Below are 24,614 nucleotides of genomic sequence, written 5' to 3' on the forward strand. Positions count from 1 at the left end.
GCAATCCGATGGGAACGCCAACAGCAGTCCTCGACCGACTCGAACGCTCCGGACTCGCGGTCAGCGTCGCCGAGCTACGAAGCCAGCGCCACTAGTTACCTCACCGAGACGGCAACCCGCTGACCGTCAAAAGCTCGACGTATATTTCCTGGTCAGAACAGAGCTGGTGAGGGGACTTGAACCCCTAACCGCCCGAATATCGCGTCCAGTACTTTCGTTCTTAGTCAAAACTGGTCAGTAAGTGGCTCAAGCAGCGCGGATACTCAATCCACATTGTTCTCCGAAATCGACTTTGGGTGTGGTTTTGCGTTGTAAACTGTCACTAAACTGTCCTACGATTGACGGTGGAGCGTGGCCATGGGACGGCCTGCGTTAGAGGTCGGCACACACGGAAAGATCCGCCTGTACCGGGTCCAGGACGGTTGGCAGGCCCGCACGCTCTACCGGGACTACGACGGCCACACCCGATCGGTGGCCCGCAAGGGCAAGACCAAGGGCGCCGCCGAACGAGCGCTCGGGAAGGCTCTCCGCGACCGCGGCCGGTTCGTGGCGCTCGACGAGGATCTGACGGCCGAGACCAAGGTTTCTGCGCTGGCCGAGCGTTGGTACACCGGCGTCGAGAAGACCGATAAGGCGCTGAACACCAAGCGCGCCTACCGCGACCGGCTCGATAAGCAGATCATCCCCGGGCTCGGTGGGCGCGCGATCCGCGACCTGGGGCGACTCTCGACGATCGACCGGTTCCTGACCACGATCGAGACCAAGCACGGCGCGTCGACGGCGAAGATGTGCCGGTCGGTGCTCTCGGGGATGTGCGGCCTGGCGGCTCGGCACGACGCACTCGACCGGAACCCCGTCCGGGACGCCGCCGCGATCTCCACCAAGCCGGAACGCCTCCCCCGCGCGCTGACGGTCGCGGAAGGGCGCCAGTTGCGGGCCTGGCTCACGTACGACGACAAGGCCATCGGCCGAGATCTGCCGGACGTGATCGACATCCTGCTCGCGACCGGCCTGCGGATCGGCGAGGCCTCCGCGATTGTGTGGGACGCCGTCGATCTCGACGCCGGCACGATCGAGGTTCGAGGCACGGTGATTCGGGTGAAGGGCGAAGGGCTGGTCATCCAACCCAAGCCGAAGACGAAGGCTGGGTATCGGACGCTGACGCTGCCGAGTTGGGCGGTGGACATGCTCAAGCGTAGGTACCGGGATGCTGACGACCCGACGGAGCAGAGTCCAGTGTTCACTGCCCCGAAGGGTGGGCTGCGAGATCCGTCGAACACGCAGGCTGATCTGCGGGAGGCATTCGACTTCGCTGGCTTCGACTGGCTGACGTCTCACCTGCTCGGCCGAAAGACCGTTGCGACGGAGATGGACAAGGCGGGGCTGTCGGCACGGGCGGCGGCTGATCAGCTGGGGCAGCAGAACCCGAGCATGACCCAGGACCGGTACATGGGACGGGGCGCGCGAGACACGGGCGCCGCAAACGTCCTGGAGGCATTCGGCTTCGTCGCGGCCTGACCGACGAAGCTGTCTCCACGGTGCGGTTCGGCATTCCGGGCTGCCTGCCCGTCGCGGTGTAGGTCACCCAGAGGCTCTATCCTCTGATGCTCGGGTTTCCGTGCAGCCGAGGGCACACGCGAACGACGCGAACTCGGAACTCATCGACAAGCGGCACGCGGATAGGGGGCAGTGTGACGCAGTCTGCGGCTGGCGGATCGGGCAACGTCGCGGGCGTCCGCCACGAAGGTCGCAGCCTTGCGTGGATGGCCGCCCACATGCTCGTGGAGAAGGCACTACCTGATTGGGCACCGGCTGGCCTGATCACCGCTGTCGGTGCTCAGACGAGCAGGGCCGTCGACGACATCGGTGCGTTGACAGACGCGGATGGGTGGATCTGCGCGCAGGCCAAGAAGAACCTGTCGCGTAGCGACCGGCCCACCAGCGATTTGGCTTCCGCGCTCGCGCAACTGATTGAACTCAAGTCGGACGGCATCCCCGACAGGCCTCCGCACCAGGACACCATGCGTGCTCTCGATGCCGAACGAGATCGCGTCCTCATACTCACTGACGAGCGAGCTCCCCGGACGGTTGCAGTCTCGTTGGCAGACGTCACAGATCGTCTCCGCACTTTGCCTGAGGGCGTACCGCTGGGGGAAGTTGCTGAGAACCGCGGCGAGCGCGAGGCTCTAGCCACCCTGCACGGCCATCTAGAGCGGCTGCTCGCGGCCAAACACGGACGGCCATCCAGCGAGGCCGAGGTAAGGGCGGTACTGCGTCTGCTCGCCGTTAGGGCCGTTGACCTAAGAGAAGATGGCCGGGACCTCCAAGCTCTCCTGCCGGACCTGCGGGACTTGCTGGAGGACCCGGCACGGGTGCCCGATCTCTGGCGAAGCATTGAGGCCATCGCTCAGCGGCTCGCATCCGAGCGCCGATGGATGAGACGTACTGACCTGGTCAGTGAGCTGGAGTCTCGCGGCTTTTATCTCCGACCCCTCACCCGGCTTCGTCCCGACATCCAGCGGCTTCGCGATGTCAGTGCCAGCAACTTGCAATCGCCGCCAACGAACCTGGCCGTCACGACTCCAAACGGCCCCATTGAGCTTCCCCGGCCGGAGGTAGCGCTCCTTGAGACAGCGACATCTAACGTCGCGATCACGGGCGAGCCTGGAGCGGGCAAATCGGTTGTGCTGCACCGGTTGGCTAATTTTCTAGCTTTCGACATCGTCTATCTCACGAGCCACCAATTGCGCGGCTCGGCCGGCGAGACCCGGACCGAGATCGTTCTACAACATGGTCTGGAGGAGGTACTTCGAGGCTGGACCGGCTCCAGTCCAGGTGTGCTGCTACTTGATGGCCTCGACCAGACACGCGGTCTCGATACATCTACATGGCTGCCGCTGCTCGCTCGGCGTCTTGAGGGAACCCGCTGGCGGATCGTGGGAAGCGTTCGCTCCTTCGATCTGCGACAAGGTCGGGATTGGCAATCGATGTTTGCTGGTACGCCGATCGACACCAGCCGTGCGGACCCGCTGCTCTCGCAGGTGAGTCACCTCGTCGTCGGTGCACTTACGAGTACGGACGTGGCGGTGATCCGGGAGAGCAGTCCCGCGATGGACACAATGTTCGCGCGAAACGGTGACCGCCTGCGAGGGCTGCTAACCAATCCGTTCAACCTAAACCTCGTCGGCGAATTGCTCTCCGCGAACGTCGATATCTCCGCTGTCCGCAGCCGATTGGACCTCCTGCATAGCTACTGGCGCTTGCGTGTGAGCGGCAGACATGACGGACGCATGCGTCACCGCGTACTGCAGCATCTGGTCCGCGCGATGGTGGCAGAGAAGGTCCAGCAGGTCGACGATTCCCACCTACAGGACTCATCTCTCCAGGTACTGAGCGATCTGCTTCGCGACGGCGTGCTGCGAGAGACCGCACCCAATCAATGGATAGTCACCCCAGCGATCGGTTTCACTCACCCTGTACTATTCGATTACGCCGCTGCGATTATCGCGCTTGGCGATATCGATCACGCAGACTCCCTCGCCGACGCCCTCGACGCTCACCCCGATTACGCTCTGCTGCTCCGACCCAGTCTCGACTACCGCCTCGCCATCGCGTGGCACGCTGACCCAAACCGTTCGACGTACTGGCAACTAGCGCTCCGGCTCAGCAGTCGGGCGGCCGGTCACACTCTCGCGGCGGCGGCCTCGGCCGCGCTGGCGGCCCAAGTGTTGCAGCAATCGTCAGATCTCAATGAACTGCAATCAGCGTGCACCGCAGATCAAGATGCTGAGCGTTGGACCGTTAACGATGCGCGAGCGCTTGCGTTCCTAGTCGCTGCAGGACTGCGCTCGACTAAATCGACGCAGGTGGCACTCGACGCCTTCGGCCAGTTTCTCGCTGCACTTGGAACGCATGCCCAAGCGACTGATGACGTTGCTTTGGCGCTGCTGGCAGCGCAACTGTCTACCCGAGCGGTGGACGAGCAGGGCCTTGACCGCGATAGCGCATCGGCGCGCTACTGGGTAGATACATCTGTTGCTTGTATGAAGGTCGCCTTGGTCGACCCCGAAAGCGTAGAACGCTTCGAACTCGCCGAACGCGCCGCGCTGGGACTATCAACCGCGGCAAAACTCGACGCCGCCGCAACTGCCGCCACTATCCGTCAAGTAATCGCGGAGCCGGCACTCCGCGCCTGGGGCACGGAAGCCGTACGCCCATTGATCGAGGCGCTCCCGGCCATCGCTAAGCAGGACGTCGAACTCGCAGCCGAAATCGGGCGCAGCGTCTGGATCTTCGACGACGACCAAGATCAGCCCACTCAAATCGGCAACAGCCAGATTCTTCGGCTGACGTCGAACCGAAAACAAGACCTCGAAGGTGCGCGGCACCAGGTTGGCGGGAAGTTCCCCGCGCTCGCGGCCGAAGACGTCACGGTGGCAGCGGCGCTGTTCGTCACGGTCGTGGAGCACCGATCCGCAGAAAGACGTCCCAGCGTCGAGCCACCATCAGGTCAGCAACCCGCTGTCCAGTACAGCGGCGATCTGCGATTCGTTGGGGGTCATCACGCACTTCCCGCGATGGCCAACGCCCTCATCGATCGCTTTGAGGCGCTCGCGCCCGACGGCGGCGAAGCCATCGAGGTGTTGCGCAGTCGCTTGACCCATTCGGAGGTGTGGAATCGCTTGCTGCAGCGTGCGGCCTCCAGCCCGTCGTCCGAACTCGCTGTCGCGCTAGTCCCCGTCCTATCCAGCCCTTCGCTCTTCGCCCATCCTCAGACTTGGTTGGCCGCCGCGCACGTCGCTCGTCGACTGGCTACCGTCCTTTCCGCCGAAGACTTGGCGCCCATCGACCAGTCGATCATTGCGGCCACCGAACCCAACCAGGACGACACCGACGTACGACGCGAACGACTCAGGGATCGCCGCGCGCTGATTCTCAATGAACTAGCCGCCGCAAGAAGCGAAAATCCAGCCGATAGCGTGCTCGCTCCTATCCTCCTTGACGAGGACGGTTCTTATCGCGTCACACCCGACAGCGAGACATCTGATCTCACCCCCAGGCAGGACCTACTGCGCCGCGCCCATGAGGCCCTCTCGTCGGTTCGTCAAGCAGGCGACCGGACTTCTGCCAGGCGATTGATTCTCGATCTATGGCCGGAACTCCGTGCAGCTCACGAGGCTGAATCAACGGACCAGAACCTACACGTACAGCTAGTCTCGGCGGCCTTCGAACTAGCCGCACTTCCCGATGTGCTGCCGAACACGATGATTGGTGAACAGGTCTTCACCGTTGTGCAGGCCGCGGTCCCCTCCGCGCCAGAGGACCAAGACCGGGCGGCCGGCAGCGCCACGGAGAATGACGAAGGCTGGCTGCAGACCGCCCAGACCGAAGCCCTTCCAGCCGCCCAGCGGCTTCTAGCACGACGAGAATGGCGAGATGCGCACGGCGAACAACTTCGGTCATGGCTCATCAGCCAACTGGATAGCGACATCTTCGAGCATCGAGTCTTGAGTAACCAGGCAATTGCCACGATCTGGCCCAGTCCCGACGACCGCATCCGCGCGGTCGAACAACGACTTGCTAATGAACATCAAAGCCATATCGCGCGATTGCTGCTCAACCAGCTATACTGGCTGATCTCCACGCACCCGCACGAGGTCGATGCCGCCTTCGAACGGCTCGCGATTAGCTCCCCAGCGCATTGCTGCGCCGAGCTAAGTGGCACTCGTAGTGAGATCTACAATACGCCGGCTGAAGACCTCGGCCGCTCTCTAACCACGCTCGCAGTGCGGGTACAGACGCCCTTCGCGGATAGGATGCTCCGGGAGTGGATACAGAGCCCGACCACCTACGCGGGGATGGTGGCCGCGATTTGCTCTTGGCTGCGAGGCTTCCTCAACTCGGCAGATCTCTCCCTTGGCGGGGCTCAGCAGCGAGCATTCGCGCTGCTCGATCGGGCGGCCGACGGTCTTTTGGCTGCCTGGACTGCTGGCACTGACAGCCAGGCCGCTCTTGAGGTCGCGAATGCCATCGCCGAACAGATCTACCACGCCAGCGGGGCATTCGAAGCCGGCGAACCAACGAAGGAAGCCCTTGGGGATCCCGGACTATTCGCGGACCTAGCGATCCCGGTTTTGGAAAAGGTCAGGTTGGCCCGCCATCCTGCCGTGACACACCATATTGTCGAGACAGCTGCCCACTTCGCAAATGTGCGACCTAGGCCCGCACTGCTTCTTGCGATGCGTGCAATTGTCGATGATTCTCACTACGCAGCTGAATCCCTCGGATTGAACGCCGCATTGAAGCTCATTGAACGGTACGCGGCAGACCACCGCGACCTTATCCTTGGCGATCCGGACTGTACGAGTGCGGTTCGCCGTGTACTAGAGCACTTTGTGCGAGTCGGGTGGGCGCAAGCGGTGGAACTGGTCGAACGTGCTGATGAATGGTTCCGCTAAGTTCGCTATTCGCCGCCTTCCTCGCTCACTGTCAGCGCGGCGCCTCCGGCTCCTCGCCGCGCCGCGCCGACCGAGCGTCATCCTTATCTGGCCGTCGGCCCCCAGCGGTCGTCGAAAACTTCGTCGCGCTGCCGGGCCAGCCACGTCTGGACCTCACTGTCTCGCCAGCGGAGGTGGCGTCCTACTCGGAAGGCAGCCGGTCCGTCGCCGGTCTTCCGCCATTTGTAGATCGTCGCCACTGGAACATCGAGGAATTCAGAAAGTGTGTCGATGTTCCAGAGCGGTTCCCGTTCTGGCACTACGGAATCACCTCCCTCCGGTCGCGAAGAGGTGGTCCATTGACGGTAACTCGCGAGAGCCGCGCAGCATAGAACTATCGAAAAGATAAGCAAAGACAGTGAAAGACAGGGAATGGTCAACAATGCAGGTCGGCGGAATTCGGACCATTCACCTGGCGGAGATGGGCCCGATGCCTTGGGCTGCCGGTTCCGGCGTGGTCTGTAGGCTCCCGGTCGTCACTGACGGTTGAGCGAGAGAAGGCGAGCGCTCGTGGCCCGTACCTGGCTGTCGATCCGGGTAGAGCTCGTCTCCGGCCGTGGCGTAGAGCCGTGGCCGCGGCCGGGCCGGATCTTCGCGGCAGCCAGGTCACACACCTTCGAACAGCTCGCTGCTGCGATCGACACCGCGTTCGCCCGCTGGGACCTGGCCCACATGCACACGTTCACCCTCGCCGACAGCACCGAGATCACCACGCTCGATCTCTGGGACGGCGACGAACCCGAGGGCAGCCTGGACAGCGCCACGACCAAGCTGAGCCGGCTCACACCCGGGGAGCAGTTCGCCTACCTGTTCGACTTCGGCGACGACTGGGCGCACCTGTGCACCGTTGACACCACGAAGATCGACCCACTCGACCACATCGGCGTCGTGCCGCCCGTCCCGGTGCCGTACTTCGGCTGGGGAGACCTGCCTGATCAGTACGGGCGACGCTGGGACGAGGACGACGGCGGATCCGCGCGGCCGAAGCGACCTGCGCAGCCGTTGTCGGCACTGCCGCCGATCCTGCCCTGGTGGGGAGGACCACGGCGGCGCGGCGAGTAGACCCCTTCCCGGAGAGCTGAGCGGGACGCTGTCTCCGGCCGTCGAGTCTCCGCCCGGCAGTCCGCGCGTGCCGCTTCCCCGCAGCGCGTTCGCGGCATATGCCGGACGCGGCGCGGCCAGCGGAGGCGGAGACGATGCACGCCGGCGGCGCTTGCTTTTGTCGACGCGCTTTGCCGATGAACATTCGAGTCTGCCGATTCCGGCACGCGGGCTGCCGCGACTTCCGCGTCAGCCGAACGCTGGCCACGCGACTCCCAATTCGCCCTGTGCCGCGACTGATTCTATGGTCCTACAGCGTCCAGCGACGGCCCGGACCCGCTGGACCCACCGGCCCGAAATCACCGGGAGAACCGAACACCGCCCGCTCTCCGACTGCGGGGAACTCGAACGGCGCCGCGGTCGGGCAGCGCATGCCAACCCCACCCACATTTGTCGCGAACCCGACGATCCGAGCCGCCCCGCTCCTTACGAGGGTCGAATCCAGCAACGATAACAACCTCCGTCGAAAGTCGATATTCGACGATCATCATTTCCCATTCGATAGAGTCGCTCAGCTCACGGATCAATTCCGAGGAGACGACAGCATCCCCATTAACTCAACACATAGAACGAGACACCTCTTGCTCTATCCGACGCACCCACCCACTATGGATTCGGGTGCCGTGAGTTCACGCCCAGCTAATAGCGCAACTCGAGCTTTCATTATTGGTCGATGGTCTGCAATAGGGGTGGTGACCTGTCGATGGTGATGACTATTCACAAGCTGACCGCCGGTGACGGGTACACCTACCTCACCCGCCACGTCGCGGGCGGCGACGTCGACCAGAAGCGCGGGCAATCCGCTGCGGAGTACTACACCGCCGAAGGCAACCCACCTGGCCGATGGATCGGCCACGGAGCACCACTCCTCGGGCTGGCCGGACAGCCGGTCACTGAAGCTCAGATGCGCGCCCTGTTCGGTCTCGGGATGCACCCGGACGCCGACCGGATCACCGCCGCGTACCTCGCCGCGCATCTCCAACCCGGGATGAGCAAGGCACAGGTCTCCCGGGCAGAAGAGCGCGCTCGGCGTGCCGCGACGCTCGGGCGATCCTTCCCGGAGTTTGCCGCACTTCCGCCCTACGACGAACGTGTCCGTGACCGGTTAGCCGCGCTGCGCACCGAGACCGGCCGATCGCCCACCAGCGTCGAGGTCTCCGGGATACGTGCAGAGGAGGCACGCAGGCAGCGCGCCGCTGTTGCCGGATACGACCTGGTATTCGCACCCGTGAAGTCCGCGGCACTGCTCTGGGCGCTCGACGACCGGCCCTGGGTCCGCGACGCCGTCCGAGCGGCACACGAGCACGCCCGGGACTCCGCGCTGGAGCTGCTGGAGGAGCACGCGGCGTTCACCCGCGTCGGTGCCGGCAGCGTCGCGCAGATCGACACCCGCGGCCTGGTGGCGGTCGCGTTCGATCACCACGACTCCCGTGACGGCGACCCGAACCTGCACACGCACGTCGCGATCGCCAACAAGGTTTGTGGTGTCGACGGGATCTGGCGGTCCCTCGACGCCCGCGCCCTCTATCGGATGACCGTCGCGGTGTCCGAGCACTACAACACGATCTTCCAAGCGGCTCTCACCCAGCGACTCGGCGTCACCTGGACCCCGAGGACTCCGCCCGGCGGCAAAGAGCCAGTCCACGAGATCGCCGGCGTCCCGGCCGAGTTCGTCGAGCACTTCTCCCGCCGCCGCGCCGCCATCGAAGCGCGGTACGCGCAGCTGCTCGTCGAGTACCGGGCCGCACACGGTCATGACGCGTCGGCCAGCGCGGCGCACAAGCTGGCCCGGCAAGCAAACCTGGAGACCCGGCATGGCAAGAAGCCGCCGCGGTCGCTGGCCGGTATGCGTGAGCAGTGGCGGCACGAGTTGGTCGAGGTCTTTGGCGCCGAGGCCGGGGCGCGGCTGGCCGCCGTTGTCCCTGACCGGCCGTCGGTGGCCGAGGTCGAAGCTAGGTCTGGTTCGACCGCTGCTCGAGACGCGATCGAACCGTTGGCGGAAGAACTGGCGCGACGGGTGGTGGCAACCGTTGGGGAGCAGCGGTCGACGTGGACGGTATGGAACCTTCGCGCCGAGGCCGAACGGCTGCTGCGCGTCGACAACCTGGCCCTCGACCCTGACCAGGCCCGCCAGCTGGCCGACGCCGTCGTCACACTGGCTGCGTCTCCGGAGCACTCCGTGCTGGTGGAAGCCCCGACCGTCAGCGACGAACCTGCCGCCCTTTGCCGCGCCGATGGGGAGTCGGTTTTCGCCGAGCATGCCGCGGCCCGCTACACCAACTTTGCTGTCCTCGACGCGGAGGAACGTCTCGTCACCGCCGCCCACACCATCACCGACGGTGCCGTCTCGCCGAGGTGCGTGGTTGCCGCACTCGCCGACTTCGACGCCCGAGCGCCGTACCCGCTAGACGACGGGCAGCGGGCGCTGGTGACCGCGTTCGCCACCGACCCACGTCAGCTGGTCGTCGGAATCGGCGCGGCCGGAACCGGGAAGACCACCGCCACCCGCGCCTACCTCTATGTCCTGCGCACCGCCGGGCGACGCCTCGTCCCGCTCGCAACGTCCGCCGCCTCCGCCGCCGTCCTCGCCGGTGAGCTCAGCGTCCCAACGGAGATCGTCCACAAGTTCCTCCACGAACACATCCACGGCCCCCACGCCGCCGCGCTCGCCGCGGGCGCCCCGGTTCCGGCTAGCCACGCCGTGTTCGCGCTCCGGCCGGGAGACGTCGTTCTCGTCGACGAAGCCGGAATGGCCGGCACCGGCAACCTCGACCGGCTCGTCACCCTCGCCGCCACCCACGGCGCGACCGTCCGGCTACTCGGGGACTACCGGCAGCTCGCCGCAGTCGAGTCCGGCGGCGCCCTCCGGCTGATCGCCGCCGACGCCGGAGCCGTCGAACTCGACACCCTCCACCGCTTCGCCGACCCCGCCGAAGCCACCGCCACCCTCGGCCTACGCACCGGCGACACCACAGCCCTCGACTACTACACCGACCACGACCGCATCACCGGCGGCTCACGCGACGCCATGACCGAAGCCGCCTACACCGCCTGGCACACCGACATGACCGCCGGACAAGTGAGCCTCATGATCGCCGCCACCAACCGCGACGTCACCGCCCTCGCCGCCCGGGCCCGCGCCGACCGGGTCACCACCGGCCACGTCGAACCCGACGGCGTCCCACTCGCCGACGGCAACCACGCGGGCGTCGGGGACTGGATCGTCACCCGCCGCAACCAGCGCCGCCTCTCCGCCCACGGCGGACGAGACTTCGTCCGCAACGGCGACGCCTGGACCGTCACCCACCGCCACGACGACGGGTCACTGACCATCCGCCACCACGACCACCACGGTGTCCTCCGGTTACCAGCGGTGTACGTCGCCGAACACGTCCAGCTCCTGTACGCCACCACCGCGCACCGCGCCCAAGGCGCCACCGTCGACACCGCCCACGTCCTCGCCGACGACTCCATGGCCCGCGAACACCTCTACGTCGCCGCGACTCGCGCCCGCCACGGCACCCACCTCTACGTCACCACTCACGAACTGCTCCCACTGGACGAGGACGGCCGCCTCGACCGTGCCGCCACCAACCCCGACGCGCGGGCCGCCCGCGAAGTACTCGACACCGTCCTCGGCAGGGAGAACGCCGAGCTATCCGCCACCGAGACAATCCGCCGCAACCAGGACACGGCCGAATCGCTCGCCGTCCTCGCTCCTCGCCTCGCGTACGCGGAGCTGCATGCTGCCGAACAGGGCTCCGCCGCCGAAGACGACGGTCACCTACACAACTACATGGCCCAGCTGCGCCAGCAGATCGCTGACCGCGTCGCGTCCCTCGTCGACGACGCACTCCGTTCCCGGCCCGCTTGGACCGTTGCGCTCGGCGAAGCGCCGACGGCCAGTGCCGACCGCCAGCAGTGGCTAGAGCAGCTCGCCATCGTGGCTGCCTACCGCGACCAGCACCAGATCCTTCATGACGACGCAGCCCACCCACTCGGCCCGTACGCCACCGCTGACCAGCCGCACCACGGCCAGTACTGGGAAGCGGCCCGCGCGCTGGTTCGCGCCCACCAGCTCGCCGAGCGCTACCAGAGTCTCAGGCCACGAGACCCCACCGACGTCGAGGCAACGCACCAGAACGCTGTCGACGTCTACAACGCGCTGTCCGAGCAACAGCGCCTGAAAATTGCCACCGGCATGGTCGCCCGGCTCGGAAACCTCTGGTACGGCCACCCGAACGCCCTCGATGAAGGCGTCACGCAATCCGCCTACGCGTCTCACCTCCGGCGCGCGCTCACCGGCGCCGGACACCTCGAACGAGCCAACCGACGCGACCGACTCACCAGCGGACGAACGTCACGGCAGCGTGCGCACCAGCCGGAGCCCCGCCGGGCCGCCAGCCGCCAACCCATCGAGGGGAAGAAGCATCGATCTCCTACGCCGCTGGTCGAGCCCCCTCGCCACCAGCAGCAGCTCGGTCTCGGCCCGCGCCCTCGCCTCTAGGAAGCGCGAACAGTCAGGAGCACGAGCGGTTCCACAGGGTCCCGCGAATAGACGTTTGACACCACACGCTGCTCCGCACGGATCACCATGGAGAGCCGACATCGGCCCTACTGTCGCGGGCATGGACCGGATCGCGATCATCGGCTGCGGCGGTTCCGGCAAAACCGTCCTGGCCCGCCGCCTGAGCGACATTCTCGGCCTGCCGGTCACCCACCTCGACACCCTGTACTACGACCACGACTGGAACCCCACCCTGACGGAGACGTTCGCCCAGACCCAACGCGACCTGGTGACAGCCGACCGCTGGGTGATCGACGGCAACTACGCCTCGACGCTACCTATCCGGCTCGCACGCGCCGACACCGTGATCTTCCTCGACCTACCCGCCCGAACCTGCCTCTGGGGCATCGCCCGCCGTCGCTGGCACTACCGCGGCGGCCGGCACACCGACGGCGTCCACGACCGCATCACCTGGTCGTTCCTCTCCTACGTCCTCGACTACCGGCGCACGATGCGACCCCGGGTGGCCGCGCTCGTAGCCGAACACGGACGTCACGCCACCTACGAACGGCTCACCAGCCGACGCCGCATCGACCAGTTTCTCCAGCGACTCACGCGAGACCGATGACTCTGCCGAGTGGACGGAGTGGCGGCGAATCCGACCCGCCCAGACTCCTCCGGGCAAGTAAGGCGGAGACTAGCTGCCGGCGTGTGCGAGCGACTCCAGATGCTCGGCGTCGGGTCATCGCCGCTCCGGAACAACGAGCCACCGGTAAGCACGGCTGACCGCGGCACTTACCGCTCTCTCGATGCCTCGATCGGGAGCGGCAGGATCAGCGCATCGAAGTGCGGTGAGTCCGGGAACGGTTGGAGTTTGCCGACCTTCTGCCAGCCCCAGCGGAAGTACGCCGTTCGGGCGGGCAGGTTGTCCTCGCGGACGAGGATCGTCGCGCGCTCCTCGCCACGTCCGCGGAGCAGTTCGTCGTGGAGCGCGTGCGCGATGTGCCGGCCTTGCCACTCCGGGAGCACCATCAACTCGTTGAACGCGAACGTGCGGCTCCCGGTCTCGGTCGTGAACCCCTCCGGCAAGTCATCGCCCGTCAGGCCCGTCCACCATCGCGAGGTCGCCGGTAGGGCGTAGCCGAAGGCCTGGCCGATCGGCCGGCCGTCGGCGTAGGCGATGACAATCTCGAATCCCGGGGAGCGCAGGTAGCCCCGGATGCGCTCTGCGGCGCGTTCTTCGCTGTAGAAGGGTTTGTCGCTGACGTCGGCGTGGGTGTCCACGTAGATCCTGACGAGGACGTCATCGAGTAGCGCGGCAGCGGCTTCAGCGTCGTGTCGGGTGAAGGTGATCGCGGTGGAGTCGGTCATGGGCCTTCCGCAGGGGGCGCGAGCAGGTCGTGGGCTTCGATCAGGCCGGGATGCCGGTCGGCGCCAGTGGGCGCGAGGGAGAGTGCCGTGAGCGCGGTCCGGCGCAGGAGGCTATCGTGGCGGCGTTCTGCGGGCAGGGCTGTGAGCACGGTGACCAGATGACGGGTGCCTTCCTGGAGGTCACCGGATCGGATCAGGCTGCCCGCCCGGTACAGCTCGACCTGGCCGCGCCCCTGATAGTTCGCAGCTGGATAGCTGGACAAGGCAGCTTCGTGCGCGCGATTCGCTCGGTCCACGTCGCCGCTGAAGGTGTAAACGAAGCCAGCCACGTGGTGATACCGCTGGATCGACCATCCCCACTGCGACGAACGGTCGTCACGGACGTCGTCCGGCAACTTCTCGAACAGGACCTCAAGTTGGCGGAGTGCGGCTTCCGCGTCCTGCTGGTGGCCCAGATGGGCGAGGGCCTGCGCTTTCGCGGCGTAACCGGAGACGACCCCGGCATGGGGACGGTCGCCACCAATTCGGATGGCCTCCTCGGCGACTCCCAGCACGGAGGACGGCGGCCGTCCCTCGTAGAGCCCGTAGACGGCCTGGCGACCGCGCACCAGCGAGGACAGCGGCGCGTCGCCGGTGCGGTCGGCGAGTCGCGCGGTGGTCCGCCACCAGCGGCGCGCGCTCGGGACGTCGCCTGCTCCGGTGAAGGCGATCGCTGCCAGCGCTGACAGCCTCGCGGTGATGTGGCGGAGCTGCACGGCAGCGGAGCCGGTGGCCGTCTCGATCAGAGGCGCGAGTTCCTCGATGTCGCTCAGCAGGTTGGGGAGGACGCGCTGACCAGGTTGGAATCCGACCTCGTGGGCGTAGTCGAACGCCACTCGTTCCCAGCCGTCGCGATCGAGATCCGTGACGTCATCCCCGGCGGCGGTCGCAACGATTGCACGGATGGCTTCCACCCTGGAGGCGAACACCGCCGGTGCGGTCGCGCTCAGCAGTCCCAGCAACTCGCGGCGCTTCATGGCGTCGTCGTGTTGCTCGGTTCGCGCGGGTTCGTCGGACCGGTAACCATGGTCCAAGCATGCGCCTACGGCAGTTGCAACGGCACCCAGCTGGTCGCCTGCCGCAGGCTCTTGATGTTCCGGTGCGCTGGACCCGCGGACGATGAAGAAGCCCAGGTCGGCATCGGCTTCGGCCGTCAGGACCGCCCGGAAGGCCCGGCGGTAGAGGTCGTTAGGCCAGCGGTGTTCGCCGCGTTCGAGCTTGCCGATGTAGTTGGCGTCGAGGCCGACTTCACGGCCGATCTCACCGAAGATGAATTCGTTCGCTCGGTCGGCGAGTTCCTGCCGGGACATCGGTCGGCCCGAGCCGGTCGGCGAGGATCGCCGAAGGCGTGCCTGGCGCAGCCGATCGTTGGGTGTCTGCCCGCGCTGCCGCACGGCAATCACCTCTCGATCGGTTGCCGGTTGGAGGTCCACCGCTCCCGTGTCGCCGGTCAGATGCTAGCCGCGTCGAGCCCGGAATCGAGGGCGCACGCGCAGCTCTCGGGCCTCAGGTCACTCGCCGTCGATGCCGGACTTGAGCCCGTCGACGAACGACTGCCACTGTCGCCGGGTCAGCACAAGTACCGGCCCGTCCGGGTTCTTCGAGTCCCGAACACCCACCGTGGAGCGGCCCGCGACGGCCCATTCGACGCAGTTGTCGTAGCCGCTGCTGTAACTGGACTTCCGCCAGCCCTCGAACACCATATCCATCATCGGTTCCTATCTCGGTAGTGCCAGGTCGGCTGCGGCTCGAATCAACTCGGCGCTGTCCTGCGCGGAGAGCGCCGCGTCCTCGAGTCGCTGGTAGAGGATGCGGTACTTGCTGACCGCGTCTCCGTCGGTAAGGACGAGGTCGGAAGTGACTGTGTCGACGGCGACCACTACTGGATCGTCCGGGTCGGGGTACTCGTAGATCGAGAACGCCGACCGGGGCATCGCGTGCCCGAAGATCGCCGCGTCGATCGGCAGCACCCTCAGCTCGACCCGCGGGTTCGTTTCGATCAGCTCGACAAGGTGACGCAGCTGCGCCGTCACCACATCCGGCGGCGCGGCATGTCGGCGGATGGCCAACTCGTCGAGCAGCACGGCATACGTCGGTCCACCAGGTCGGCGCATCACTCGTTGCCGGGCCGCTCGCGCCTCCAGCGCCCGGAGCGGATCGTAGTGCTCGGCGTAGGTCCGCCGGTCGGCCTGAGCGCGCGCCTCGGTAAAGGCAGGCAACTGCAGAAGGCCCGGCAGGAACGTCATCTGATACTCGCGGACCCTGCTGGCGCCAGCCTCCAGGTTGGCGTAGAGCGCCTGGCGCGGCCCCATCTCGGTGGCGTACTTCTCCCACCAGCCGCGTTCCTGCGCCTCCCGGGCGATCGTCATGATCTGGTTCCAACGCCGCTCGCCGACGCCCAGGGCACCGAGGATCCGCATCACCTCGTCCAGATCCGGCCGCACGTGACAGTTCTCCAGACGGCTGATGCGTTGCCGGGCGACGCCAATCGTCACGGCCAACCTGGCCGACGAGTAGCCGTACTCCTCGCGCAACGCGATCAGCTCGGACGCCAACCGGCGGCGGCGCACATACGGACTGATCACGACGTGCACCTCCGCTCGGGCGCATGGACTGTCACGCGGTTGCGGACAACTCTCATTGAAGAGCAGCGACGGCTGATCTACCGACGTCAGAGGCTTGTCTCCCCCTAACTCTCCCCCTCCCTCCCGCCTAACCGGAGTTCTGCCCGGCTGGACCGTCCAGCACCGTGGACTGCCATGGAGGTCCGGCGGCTAACACCCGGCACACCGCCGGACCTCCGCTCCAGCCACGGGGAGGTGCAGATGAGAAACCTGGTGCTCGGCCGACCGCTGACGGCCGATGACGTCGAGACAGCACTGCGACTCATCGAGCTCCACCAGCCCAGCCCTGGCGTCGGGAGCGAACCTCCGCGGTGCGCTTCGGGCGCGCATCAGGTCCAGGCGCCAGCGTGGCCTTGCCCCCGATACCTGTGGGCGGAGGCCGTACTCGCCGCCGACAAACGAGGCGAGATCGCAGCGGGGGCCGCTCATGGCTGAACGTCTTGGCCCGCGCGACGCGGTAATCGCTCGCGCCCGTGACACCGGCGACGGTCAGAACCGCTACTGGACGGCCATCTACTACGGCGCGGAGTACGCCCTGCACCTCGGCCGCGACGCCCAAGCGGTCGACGCGCTCGCCAGCGTCGTCACCGAACCGGAGGACCGGCCGTGACCTATCGGGGTTACCTCTCGCTTCCCGATCCGGAGCCCACCGATCCGCACCTGGAGCTGACGGCCGCGGATGTCGTCGCCACGGTCGCCCAGCAGATCGAAGTCTCGGGCCGGCTAGCCACGATCACCCCGGAGTCGTTCGACACGGCGGAATCGCACGCCGAGTTGCTGCTCGCCGCGCTTGGCGTGTCTCCGGGCGGACGACCACCGTGAGCACCGGGCGGGTCGAGCCGCCGAACACACGACGAGGCGAGCAGTTTGCCCAGCCGGGCGACTCCAACGACGAGGGGAACGCACTCCATGAGTGTCGATACGATGAACAGCGACGATCTGCGCGCCGCGATGGTCGAGCAACTGATCGCCGAGCACACCGACAAGGGCCTAGTGATGCGGCCCGAGCTCGAAGCCGCGCTGCGCAACGTCCCGCGGCACCTGTTCACGCCGGGCGCACTTTTGGAGGAGGCGTACCGAACCGACCACGCCGTCATCACCAAACGGATCGGCGACGAGGCCGTCAGCTCGATCTCCGCCGCGTGGTTGATCGCCGAGATGCTCGGCCAGGCCGCCGACGCCCTCGGCGGTGGCCTCCGCGGTCGGCATGTGCTGGAGATCGGCTCGGGCGGCTACAACGCTGCGCTGCTCCGCGAGCTGGTCGGGGCGGACGGCTCGGTCACGACCGTCGACATCGATCCCGACGTCACCGACCGCGCCACCGCGTGCCTGGCCGCCGCCGGCTATGACGACGTCCGCGTGGTGTGCGCCGACGCCGACCGCCCGATCCCCGACGGACGCCGCTACGACCTCATCATCGTTACCGTCGGCGCGTGGGACATCGCTCCGGCCTGGCTGGAGCAGCTCACCGAGGACGGTGTGCTGGTCGTGCCGCTGCGCACGTTCGGGATGACCCGCTCATGGGCGCTGTGCCGCAGCGACGACCGGCTCATCAGCCACAGCCAGCGCCTCTGCGGATTCGTGTCGATGCGCGGCGACGGCGCCCATGAAGTCCGCTACGCCGACATCGCCGAAGGCGTCCACCTCCGTCTGGACGAAGGCCAGGAGGCTGACGTCGATGCCGTCGCGGCGCTGCTGACAGAACCCTCGACAGAGGCATGGACCGGGGTCAGCCTGCCGCCCCAGACGATCCTGGCCGACCTCGACCTGTGGCTGGCTGCCCGCTCTGTAGAAGGCGGGGAGCAGTTCGTCGTACTCACCGCGCAGCAAGAGGCCGTGGACGCCGGGACGGTCGCGCCAGCCTGGCGCTTCGGCACTCCCGCCGCCCTCCACAACGGGACCTTCACCTACCGCTCGGCGCTGCGCTGGACCGACGACCGGTTCGACCTCGGCGCCCGCGCACACGGACCGCACGCTGCCGACGCGGCCGAGCTGATGGTTGAACGCATGCGCGCGTGGGTCGACGCCGGTCAGCCCACACCGGCGCTTCACCTGGCGCCCGCTGGAACTCCCGACGGCGACTTGCCCGCCGGGACGGTGCTGGACAAGCGGCACACCCGCGTCGTCCTCGCCTTCACCCCCGAGAAGAAGGGACCCACCCCATGAACAACACCGACCTCGACGACTTCACCCTCGACGTCACCCTGGTCGACGCCGGCCCCGCCGCCAGCGGCTACGCCACCAACACCAGCGACAACTGCGGCTCGGGCAACACCGGCTCGAACGCCTGCACCACCAAGCCCGACAGCGGCTACTGACCAGCTCCCCGGGCCCGGCGTCGCGCACGCCGGGCCCGCCAATCCTCGGCGGTGACGATGATTCCCGCACCCGGCGCGGCGCTCATTCGCATCGCCGCGTACCCCACCGACCTCGCGTTGCCGGCCTGGCCAGACCTGAACTCCGATCAGCCCGACGCGTGGAAGACCTGGCTGACCACGATCTGGGCGACACCCGACTTCGCCGCAGCGGTCACTTCCGCCGCGCCCCAGCTGGCCGAGCAGATCGACCGCGTTGCTGCTGGAGAGGCATTACCGCCGCAGCGGCTGCGCCGCCTCGTGGAAGCAGCGATCCGCTACCTACTGCGGTGGACCACCCGCGCCACCCCGTTCGGCACCTTCGCCGGGGTAGCACCCATCCAATTCGGTGCCCGCGCCCAGGTCCGCGTTGGGAATCAGCACCGCACTGTCACACGTCCGGATGGCCACTTCGTCGCCGAGCAAGCGAGTCTTGCTGAACAGGATCTCGACACGCTGCGGTCCGCCGCGGTGGTGACGAACTCTCTCGGGTACAAGCGGGGCAGCAAGTGGGTGCTGCCGTGCTCGCGCAGGGACGGCGATCGACGATGGGACATCGAAGTCGGCCTGACCGACGCGATCGCATCGGCGCTTCAGGCCGCCAGTTCGCCAATCGCGTTTGCAGACCTCGCTACCAAGATCGCCGACGGCTGTACCCACGCCAGAGCTGAGCAGCTGCTGACTGCATTGATCGACGTCGGAGCGCTGCTGACCGAGATCCGGCCTGCGATGGCGATCACCGACCCAGCCGCGCACCTGAAGCGGCACGGCATCACCACCAACCCCGGAATCCGAGTTGCAAGCGACCTGCGCGCCGACGTCTCTCTGACGCTGCCTCCGGCGGTGCCGCACGAGGCGAGCCGCGCCGCATCGGCCCTCGTGACCGTCGCGCCACAGCTACCGGGATGGGCCGAGTACCACCACGCGTTCATCGAACGCTGGGGACCAGGAGCAGCCGTCCCCATCCGCGACGTGCTCAACGTGCTGGGCTTTCCCGCCGGCTACCGAGGATCAGCGCGCCGAGCCACGGCGGTCTTCACCGCTCGAGACCGACTGCTGAGCCAGCTCGCGCAGCAATCCGCGCTCGACGGCAACGCCGAAGCGATCCTCGACGACGAACTGCTCAACCAACTCCGAGGCGACGACGACCGGCCGCCCATCCCGCACACCGAGCTTCGTTTCACCCTCGCAGCCGAGACCCCGCACGATCTCGACCGCGGCCAGTTCACCCTTACCGTGCTCAGCGGCGCCCGCCACGCCGGCGTCTCCGCCGCCCGGTTCCTGCACCTGCTCGACTCCGCAGAACTCGCCGCCTTTCGGCAGATCTATCAAAGCCTCCCAACTGCTTCGCCCGGCGCAGACCTCGTCCAACTCTCCGGCCCTCCGCTCGACGCGCGCCTCGCATCGGTCGCACGGGTTCCCAAGCTGCTGCCCGTCCTTCCCGTCGGGGAGTTCCACCCAGAGCCGCGCTATTCGCTCGACGACCTCGCAGTGACCGGCGACGGCGACCGGCTCTGGCTCGTCTCACGCGCCACCAGCCGGCCGGTCGAGCCGCTGCTGCTCAACAGCGTGCTGCTCCCGACGCTGCATCACCCGCTGGTGCGCTTCCTCACCGAGATCTGGACCGCGTGGTCAGCGCCATGCACCCGGTTCGGCTGGGGTCACGCCAACAGTCTGCCGTTCCTGCCCCGAGTCCGGCGCGGACGCGCCATCCTGTCGCCCGCACGGTGGGTCATCGACCGCACGGCGCTGCCCGCCCGCACCGCGACCTGGCGACGCTGGCTCGACGCCTGGCAGCAACTTCGGCGCCAGCGTCGGCTACCTCCGCAGATCCAGGTCGGCGCGGACGACGTTCAGCTCCGACTCGACCTGGACGACGACACACACCTGACCGTCCTCCGCGACCAACTCAACCGGCACACACAAACGGTCATCACCGAGGCACCTGGGTCAGCTGGCTGGATCGGCGGACGCCCTGCCGAAATAGTGCTCACCCTCACCACCGACAGGCCGGATGTCCGGCCGCCTCGACCAGCGCGGGCCGCGACCTCCGTCCAGCACTGGCCGGGACGGTCGCGGTGGACCGAGGCGCACATCTACGGCCGAGTCGACGATATCCTGACCGACCTCGCCGAAGGGATCGTGGACTTCTTACCCGCAGGCTGGTGGTTCATTCGCTACCCCGACCCCCGTCCCCACCTGCGGCTACGCATCCCGCTACCGCACACCGAGGACTTCGCGGAGGTCGCTCGTCATCTCGCCCGCTGGGTCCAGCAGCTCCACGACGACGGCATCGCGTACGACTACAGCCTGCACTGCTACCGGCCCGAAACCCGGCACGGCACCGGAGCGACACTCAGCGCCGCCGAAGCAGTGTTCGCCGCCGACTCTGGGGCGACCTTGCGCAGGCTGATCGGTGATCGCGAGGCCGTGACCGCTGCCAGCATGATCGCCATCGCCGAGGCCTTCACCGGCGATGGCATGACCTGGCTGACGACGCACGTCCCACACCGCACCGGTCCCCGCCTCGACCCGGCGCAACTCGAACTCGCCCGAACGCCCTTCCGCGACGACCGGCTCACCTCAGCGTTGGGTACCTATCGCTCCCTCGCCGAGCGCGATGGTCTGGACCTCGACCAGGTGCTCGCCGATCTGCTGCACCTGCACCACGCCCGCATGATCGGCGTCGACACCGCTTCCGAACAACACTGCCTCCGGCTGGCACGAACCATCGCCCATGCCTCCCAGTCCAGGCCGAGCCGATGAACGACGAACAGTCGTTGGCCAACGGCGCAGTCGGCATCGCCCTCCTGCACCTGGAGACCGGCGACATGCCAGCAGCGTTCGCCGCGCTACGCCGAGCCACCGCCAACGGACTCAGCACCGGCCCTGGCGCCAGCCTCTTTTACGGCGCCCCCGCACTGGCGTTCGTCCTCGCCGGCACCGACCACCCGGGCCTCGCGCGGCCCCGAGCGATCACCGCCGACGCCACCGCGACCATCACTCGCCAACGGCTCGATGCCGCGCACCGCCGGATCGGCCAGCGTCAACGGCCGCACTACGCCGAGTACGACCTCATCCGCGGACTCACCGGCCTCGGCGTTGTCCTCCGCCGGCTCGGCAACCATGACGTCCTCCGAGGAGTTCTCGACTACCTCGTTCGCCTCACCGAACCGATCAGCAACCTCCCTGGCTGGTGGTGCCGCAACGAACCCGAACGCACCCAGCCGCCGGGAGGCGGCCACGCCAACCACGGCATGGCCCACGGCATCACCGGCCCACTTGCACTACTTGCCCTCACCTACCGCGACGGCATCATCGTCGACGGGCACGCCGCCGCGATCACACGCATCTGCCAGTGGCTGGACGCCTGGCAACAGGAAAGCAGCGGCTCCATCTGGTGGCCGCAGACCCTCAGCCGCACGGAGATTGAGCGGGGAGCACCGATCCAGAAGAGGCCATCACGCCCGTCATGGTGCTACGGCGCACCAGGCATCGCCCGCGCTCAGCAACTCGCTGCAACCGCACTTTCCGACGAGCGCCGACGTCGCGTAGCTGAGAGCGCGCTGCTCTGCTGCACCAAGGACGTAGACCAGCTTGCGAGCAGCGGACTCTGCCACGGTGCGGCCGGCCTCTTCCAAGCCGCCTGGCGCGTGGTTCTCGACGCGGAGAGTCCCGAGCTCGCGGCGCAGCTGCCCCACCTCGAAGCCCACATGTCGGCCTTCCCTCCCCCCGGTGAAGTCGGCATCCTCGACGGCAACACCGGCCAAGCCCTCGTTACCCAGACCGCGGCCCGAGGTCTGCCGATCACAGGCTGGGACGCCAGCCTTCTGCTGAGTTGAGTCCGATGCGCGATATCGACGACCTGACAATCCATCCGGCGTCCCCATCGCCCTGGCACCAAATCAACCTGCGAGTGCCCGATGAGCTCACCGGTGCCACGGGGCTCCAGTCCGTCATGGGGAGCGCCGAGGCTGATGGTCTGATCGACTCCTGGTTCTTCATCCGGAAAGGCCAGTGGCGAGTGCGCTTCCGTCCAGCCGACCTCAGCGTTGCCGACCACGCTCACGCCGCCATCCTCGGCGGTCTGGCCGACCTGCGCCGCCCTAACGACCTAGCCGACCCTCGTGGCGTGTCCTACGAACCGGAGACCTACGTGTTTGGCGGACGGGTTGGCATGGACGTCACTCACCAACTCTGGCACGCCGACAGCCGGAACGTCGTAGCCTATCTGGCCAGCTTAGAGACCACCGGGAAGCCCGACCGACGTCGCGAGATTTCCATCTTGCTACTTTCGGCGATGCTGCAGGCCGCCTCGCTCGATTGGTACGAGCAGGGCGACATCTGGGCACGAGTCGCGGATGAGGACCGTCCGCTGGATAAGACACTCGATTCGAGATTCCTAGTCCGGCTTGTAGAACAAATAAGACGACTCATGATCGCTGGCCCAGCCATTAGTGCCACTGCCGCCGAATCGATCGCGTCCCTCGCATCGTGGCTGTCCGACTTTGTTCATACGGGGCGCGCATTCATGCGGCACGCCCAACAGGGCGAACTCAGCCGCGGACTTCGTCGCGTCCTTGGCCATCAGTTCATCTTCCACTGGAATCGCCTCGGCCTGACCGCCAAGCAACAGGCGCTGATATGTGCAGCTGCTCGATCAGCGGTATTTCCGAGTGATATTGGCATGCACCCCTTCCCCGCACCCTACTTGGACTTGTCGGCGAGATCGGGAGCGACAAGTGGGTGACTGATCTGAGTCAATACCTTCTGCCAGCCAGAGCGGCTGCCGATCAAGTGAGGGTGATCAAAGGCTCCCGTGGAGACCTCGCGGGCTGTTTGACGAACCCAGTCGGCTCGCCGGGGGTGATTGTCGGCAACAAACTCTTCCCGGCGATGCAAAATAGGCGGATCTTCGGAGTTCTGATGACTAACGTACTTCACTTGCAGTCCACCGAGATCAACGTGGGTTGCACTCTCTTGCTCGGGATGCGGGTCAGAGTCGAAACCGGGGTAGTAAAGATACGACACAACGGGCATATCATGGCGCAATCGGACGATGTTGGCCGCTTCCGGTCGACCCGAGAGAAGTTGTGCGCAGGCTTCAAGAATTCGGAGGATGGCTGGTAGGCGGCGCAACGCGTCGACGTGGACGTAGAGCGATGTGGGCGTGATCTTGCCGGTTCTCGCCGACGTGATCGAGCGTCGGATCTGGTCTGGTTGACCGGCAGCCTTCAGGACTGTTTCGGCGGTCCGGTAGCCCTTGGTGTAGCTGCCGAAGAACGCTCGGATGTCGGCGCGACCTTCGGCCGGCAGGTCGTTGAATCGGGGGCGACCGTGAAAGGTGTCCATGGCGAGCGCGACGACCAGGTCGGCTGTGCGGCGTTTTGCTGCTAGCGCGGTGGCCGTGGGCGGGGTGATCCGGTCGGCGGCGCGTCGTGCGCGCGTCGTGCTCCCGTAGTTCGCGGTGAGGTTCTCGATGAGGTTGGGCTGCTCCTCGGTGGTGGGCATCCTGCCGTAGCGCTGCAGATGGCGGGCTAGCCTTTGGAGCGGCTGCATCCCTGCGGTGGCGTCGCCCTGCTCCGTCCGGGCGAATTGTCCATGGACGAAGGCGATCCGCGCTTCCGCGGAGGTGAACAGGTAGGCCGTCTCGGGTCCGCCGCTCAACGGGCGGATTCCGGTGACGTGTTGTAGCCAGAGTCGGAACTCGCGCGGCCGGTGGAGCGCCTGGAAGGTGTTACGGCTGGTGATTACCCCGTCTGCGTGGTCGTCGCCGGTGACCTCGTCCCAGCGAAGACGCGTCGAGACCACCAGGCATCGACGGGCGAGGCGGAGCGCGGCCTGCAGTGTGTGCCTGCGTTCGTCCAGGTCGTCGATCGTGTTGAGAACATACGTGAGGAGGACGACGTCGGCGTGTGCCGGTGGCGGCTGGGGGCGGTAGTGCGGGTCCCAGCCGGTCGCTCTGATCCCGAGCTCCTGGAAGTGAGCCAGGTCGTCGCCCCGGCCGCATCCGTAGTCGAGCACGCTGCACGTCGCGTCGATCAGCCCGTGGTCGACCGCGCGGCGCGCCGGGACCGACAGCCGGTCTCGGCTAATTGCGGTTCGCTCCCGTGCCACACTT

Annotated in this window: 18 protein-coding genes; 12 read left to right on the forward strand and 6 right to left on the reverse strand. The window is 66.8% G+C overall.

Annotation, left to right across the window (positions count from 1 at the left end):
• The first annotated feature begins 546 nt into the window (after positions 1 to 546).
• Positions 547 to 1,518, forward strand: a complete 972-nt coding sequence (gene xerC, locus ACIBZJ_RS16555; RefSeq protein WP_395930269.1) for a tyrosine recombinase XerC — start codon at positions 547 to 549, stop codon at positions 1,516 to 1,518.
• A 173-nt stretch (positions 1,519 to 1,691) separates the two neighbouring features.
• Positions 1,692 to 6,458 (forward strand): hypothetical protein, encoded by a 4,767-nt coding sequence (locus tag ACIBZJ_RS16560; RefSeq protein ID WP_395930271.1) that lies wholly within the window; start codon positions 1,692 to 1,694, stop codon positions 6,456 to 6,458.
• An 83-nt stretch (positions 6,459 to 6,541) separates the two neighbouring features.
• Here the strand turns inward: ACIBZJ_RS16560 and ACIBZJ_RS16565 are convergent, their stop codons facing one another.
• A complete protein-coding gene (locus ACIBZJ_RS16565; protein WP_395930273.1) occupies positions 6,542 to 6,757 on the reverse strand; it encodes a helix-turn-helix transcriptional regulator in 216 nt (71 codons plus the stop codon).
• Between the two features lie 250 nt (positions 6,758 to 7,007).
• Here ACIBZJ_RS16565 and ACIBZJ_RS16570 point away from each other — a divergent pair, with 250 nt between their 5' ends.
• The 3 genes from ACIBZJ_RS16570 to ACIBZJ_RS16580 all read left to right on the forward strand — a co-directional run bounded on the left by ACIBZJ_RS16570 (position 7,008) and on the right by ACIBZJ_RS16580 (position 12,733).
• Complete coding sequence (locus tag ACIBZJ_RS16570; protein WP_395930275.1) at positions 7,008 to 7,559, forward strand: hypothetical protein; 552 nt, start codon at positions 7,008 to 7,010, stop codon at positions 7,557 to 7,559.
• 712 nt (positions 7,560 to 8,271) lie between these two features.
• A complete protein-coding gene (gene mobF, locus ACIBZJ_RS16575) occupies positions 8,272 to 12,105 on the forward strand; it encodes a MobF family relaxase (protein ID WP_395930277.1) in 3,834 nt (1,277 codons plus the stop codon).
• Positions 12,106 to 12,226: 121 nt separating this feature from the next.
• The gene (locus ACIBZJ_RS16580) at positions 12,227 to 12,733 is read left to right on the forward strand and encodes a topology modulation protein (RefSeq protein ID WP_395930279.1); all 507 of its coding nucleotides are present in this window, start codon (positions 12,227 to 12,229) and stop codon (positions 12,731 to 12,733) included.
• 167 nt (positions 12,734 to 12,900) lie between these two features.
• On the opposite strand, the gene ACIBZJ_RS16585 is transcribed toward ACIBZJ_RS16580, so the two are convergent.
• The 4 genes from ACIBZJ_RS16585 to ACIBZJ_RS16600 all read right to left on the reverse strand — a co-directional run bounded on the left by ACIBZJ_RS16585 (position 12,901) and on the right by ACIBZJ_RS16600 (position 16,100).
• On the reverse strand, positions 12,901 to 13,476 hold the full coding sequence (locus ACIBZJ_RS16585) for a GNAT family N-acetyltransferase (protein WP_395930281.1): 576 nt from the start codon (positions 13,474 to 13,476) through the stop codon (positions 12,901 to 12,903).
• Entirely contained in the window at positions 13,473 to 14,948 is a 1,476-nt protein-coding gene (locus ACIBZJ_RS16590) for a multiprotein-bridging factor 1 family protein (RefSeq protein ID WP_395930283.1), read from the reverse strand. Before ACIBZJ_RS16590 ends, ACIBZJ_RS16585 begins: the two co-directional genes overlap by 4 nt.
• Positions 14,949 to 15,026: 78 nt before the next feature.
• Positions 15,027 to 15,227: a DUF397 domain-containing protein gene (locus ACIBZJ_RS16595; RefSeq protein ID WP_395930285.1), complete on the reverse strand. Its 201-nt coding sequence runs from the start codon at positions 15,225 to 15,227 to the stop codon at positions 15,027 to 15,029.
• A 6-nt stretch (positions 15,228 to 15,233) separates the two neighbouring features.
• Positions 15,234 to 16,100, reverse strand: coding sequence for a Scr1 family TA system antitoxin-like transcriptional regulator (locus tag ACIBZJ_RS16600; protein WP_395930287.1), 867 nt, complete (start codon positions 16,098 to 16,100; stop codon positions 15,234 to 15,236).
• 466 nt (positions 16,101 to 16,566) lie between these two features.
• On the opposite strand from ACIBZJ_RS16600, the gene ACIBZJ_RS16605 reads away from it, so the two are divergent.
• The 7 genes from ACIBZJ_RS16605 to ACIBZJ_RS16635 all read left to right on the forward strand — a co-directional run bounded on the left by ACIBZJ_RS16605 (position 16,567) and on the right by ACIBZJ_RS16635 (position 23,243).
• Complete coding sequence (locus ACIBZJ_RS16605) at positions 16,567 to 16,749, forward strand: hypothetical protein (RefSeq protein ID WP_395930289.1); 183 nt, start codon at positions 16,567 to 16,569, stop codon at positions 16,747 to 16,749.
• Positions 16,746 to 16,961: a hypothetical protein gene (locus tag ACIBZJ_RS16610; RefSeq protein WP_395930291.1), complete on the forward strand. Its 216-nt coding sequence runs from the start codon at positions 16,746 to 16,748 to the stop codon at positions 16,959 to 16,961. The genes ACIBZJ_RS16605 and ACIBZJ_RS16610 overlap by 4 nt, the downstream gene beginning before the upstream one ends.
• A gap of 87 nt (positions 16,962 to 17,048) precedes the next feature.
• Positions 17,049 to 18,305, forward strand: a complete 1,257-nt coding sequence (fxlM, locus tag ACIBZJ_RS16615) for a methyltransferase, FxLD system (RefSeq protein ID WP_395931218.1) — start codon at positions 17,049 to 17,051, stop codon at positions 18,303 to 18,305.
• Entirely contained in the window at positions 18,302 to 18,457 is a 156-nt protein-coding gene (locus ACIBZJ_RS16620; protein WP_395930293.1) for an FxLD family lanthipeptide, read from the forward strand. The genes fxlM and ACIBZJ_RS16620 overlap by 4 nt, the downstream gene beginning before the upstream one ends.
• Before the next feature lie 57 nt (positions 18,458 to 18,514).
• A complete protein-coding gene (locus ACIBZJ_RS16625; RefSeq protein ID WP_395931220.1) occupies positions 18,515 to 21,259 on the forward strand; it encodes a lantibiotic dehydratase in 2,745 nt (914 codons plus the stop codon).
• Positions 21,256 to 22,335: a lanthionine synthetase C family protein gene (locus tag ACIBZJ_RS16630; RefSeq protein WP_395930295.1), complete on the forward strand. Its 1,080-nt coding sequence runs from the start codon at positions 21,256 to 21,258 to the stop codon at positions 22,333 to 22,335. Before ACIBZJ_RS16625 ends, ACIBZJ_RS16630 begins: the two co-directional genes overlap by 4 nt.
• A 5-nt stretch (positions 22,336 to 22,340) precedes the next feature.
• Positions 22,341 to 23,243 carry a thiopeptide-type bacteriocin biosynthesis protein gene (locus tag ACIBZJ_RS16635; RefSeq protein ID WP_395930297.1) on the forward strand — a complete coding sequence of 301 codons (903 nt, stop codon included), beginning with the start codon at positions 22,341 to 22,343 and terminating at the stop codon, positions 23,241 to 23,243.
• On the opposite strand, the gene ACIBZJ_RS16640 is transcribed toward ACIBZJ_RS16635, so the two are convergent.
• Positions 23,201 to 24,610, reverse strand: a complete 1,410-nt coding sequence (locus ACIBZJ_RS16640; RefSeq protein ID WP_395930298.1) for a DNA phosphorothioation-associated putative methyltransferase — start codon at positions 24,608 to 24,610, stop codon at positions 23,201 to 23,203. The two genes, ACIBZJ_RS16635 and ACIBZJ_RS16640, sit on opposite strands and share 43 nt — an antisense overlap.
• Positions 24,611 to 24,614: the final 4 nt, after the last annotated feature.

Origin of the sequence: Cryptosporangium sp. NPDC051539, assembly GCF_044454545.1 — a bacterium.
GTDB lineage: Bacteria > Actinomycetota > Actinomycetes > Mycobacteriales > Cryptosporangiaceae > Cryptosporangium.

Coding starts and splice junctions, on each gene's coding strand:
- ACIBZJ_RS16625 (WP_395931220.1), top strand. CDS start 18,515: ATGATTCCCGCACCCGGCGCGGCGCTCATTCGCATCGCCGCGTACCCC.
- ACIBZJ_RS16595 (WP_395930285.1), bottom strand. CDS start 15,227: ATGATGGATATGGTGTTCGAGGGCTGGCGGAAGTCCAGTTACAGCAGC.
- mobF (WP_395930277.1), top strand. CDS start 8,272: ATGGTCTGCAATAGGGGTGGTGACCTGTCGATGGTGATGACTATTCAC.
- ACIBZJ_RS16605 (WP_395930289.1), top strand. CDS start 16,567: ATGGCTGAACGTCTTGGCCCGCGCGACGCGGTAATCGCTCGCGCCCGT.
- fxlM (WP_395931218.1), top strand. CDS start 17,049: ATGAGTGTCGATACGATGAACAGCGACGATCTGCGCGCCGCGATGGTC.
- ACIBZJ_RS16620 (WP_395930293.1), top strand. CDS start 18,302: ATGAACAACACCGACCTCGACGACTTCACCCTCGACGTCACCCTGGTC.
- ACIBZJ_RS16635 (WP_395930297.1), top strand. CDS start 22,341: ATGCGCGATATCGACGACCTGACAATCCATCCGGCGTCCCCATCGCCC.
- ACIBZJ_RS16585 (WP_395930281.1), bottom strand. CDS start 13,476: ATGACCGACTCCACCGCGATCACCTTCACCCGACACGACGCTGAAGCC.
- ACIBZJ_RS16630 (WP_395930295.1), top strand. CDS start 21,256: ATGAACGACGAACAGTCGTTGGCCAACGGCGCAGTCGGCATCGCCCTC.
- ACIBZJ_RS16580 (WP_395930279.1), top strand. CDS start 12,227: ATGGACCGGATCGCGATCATCGGCTGCGGCGGTTCCGGCAAAACCGTC.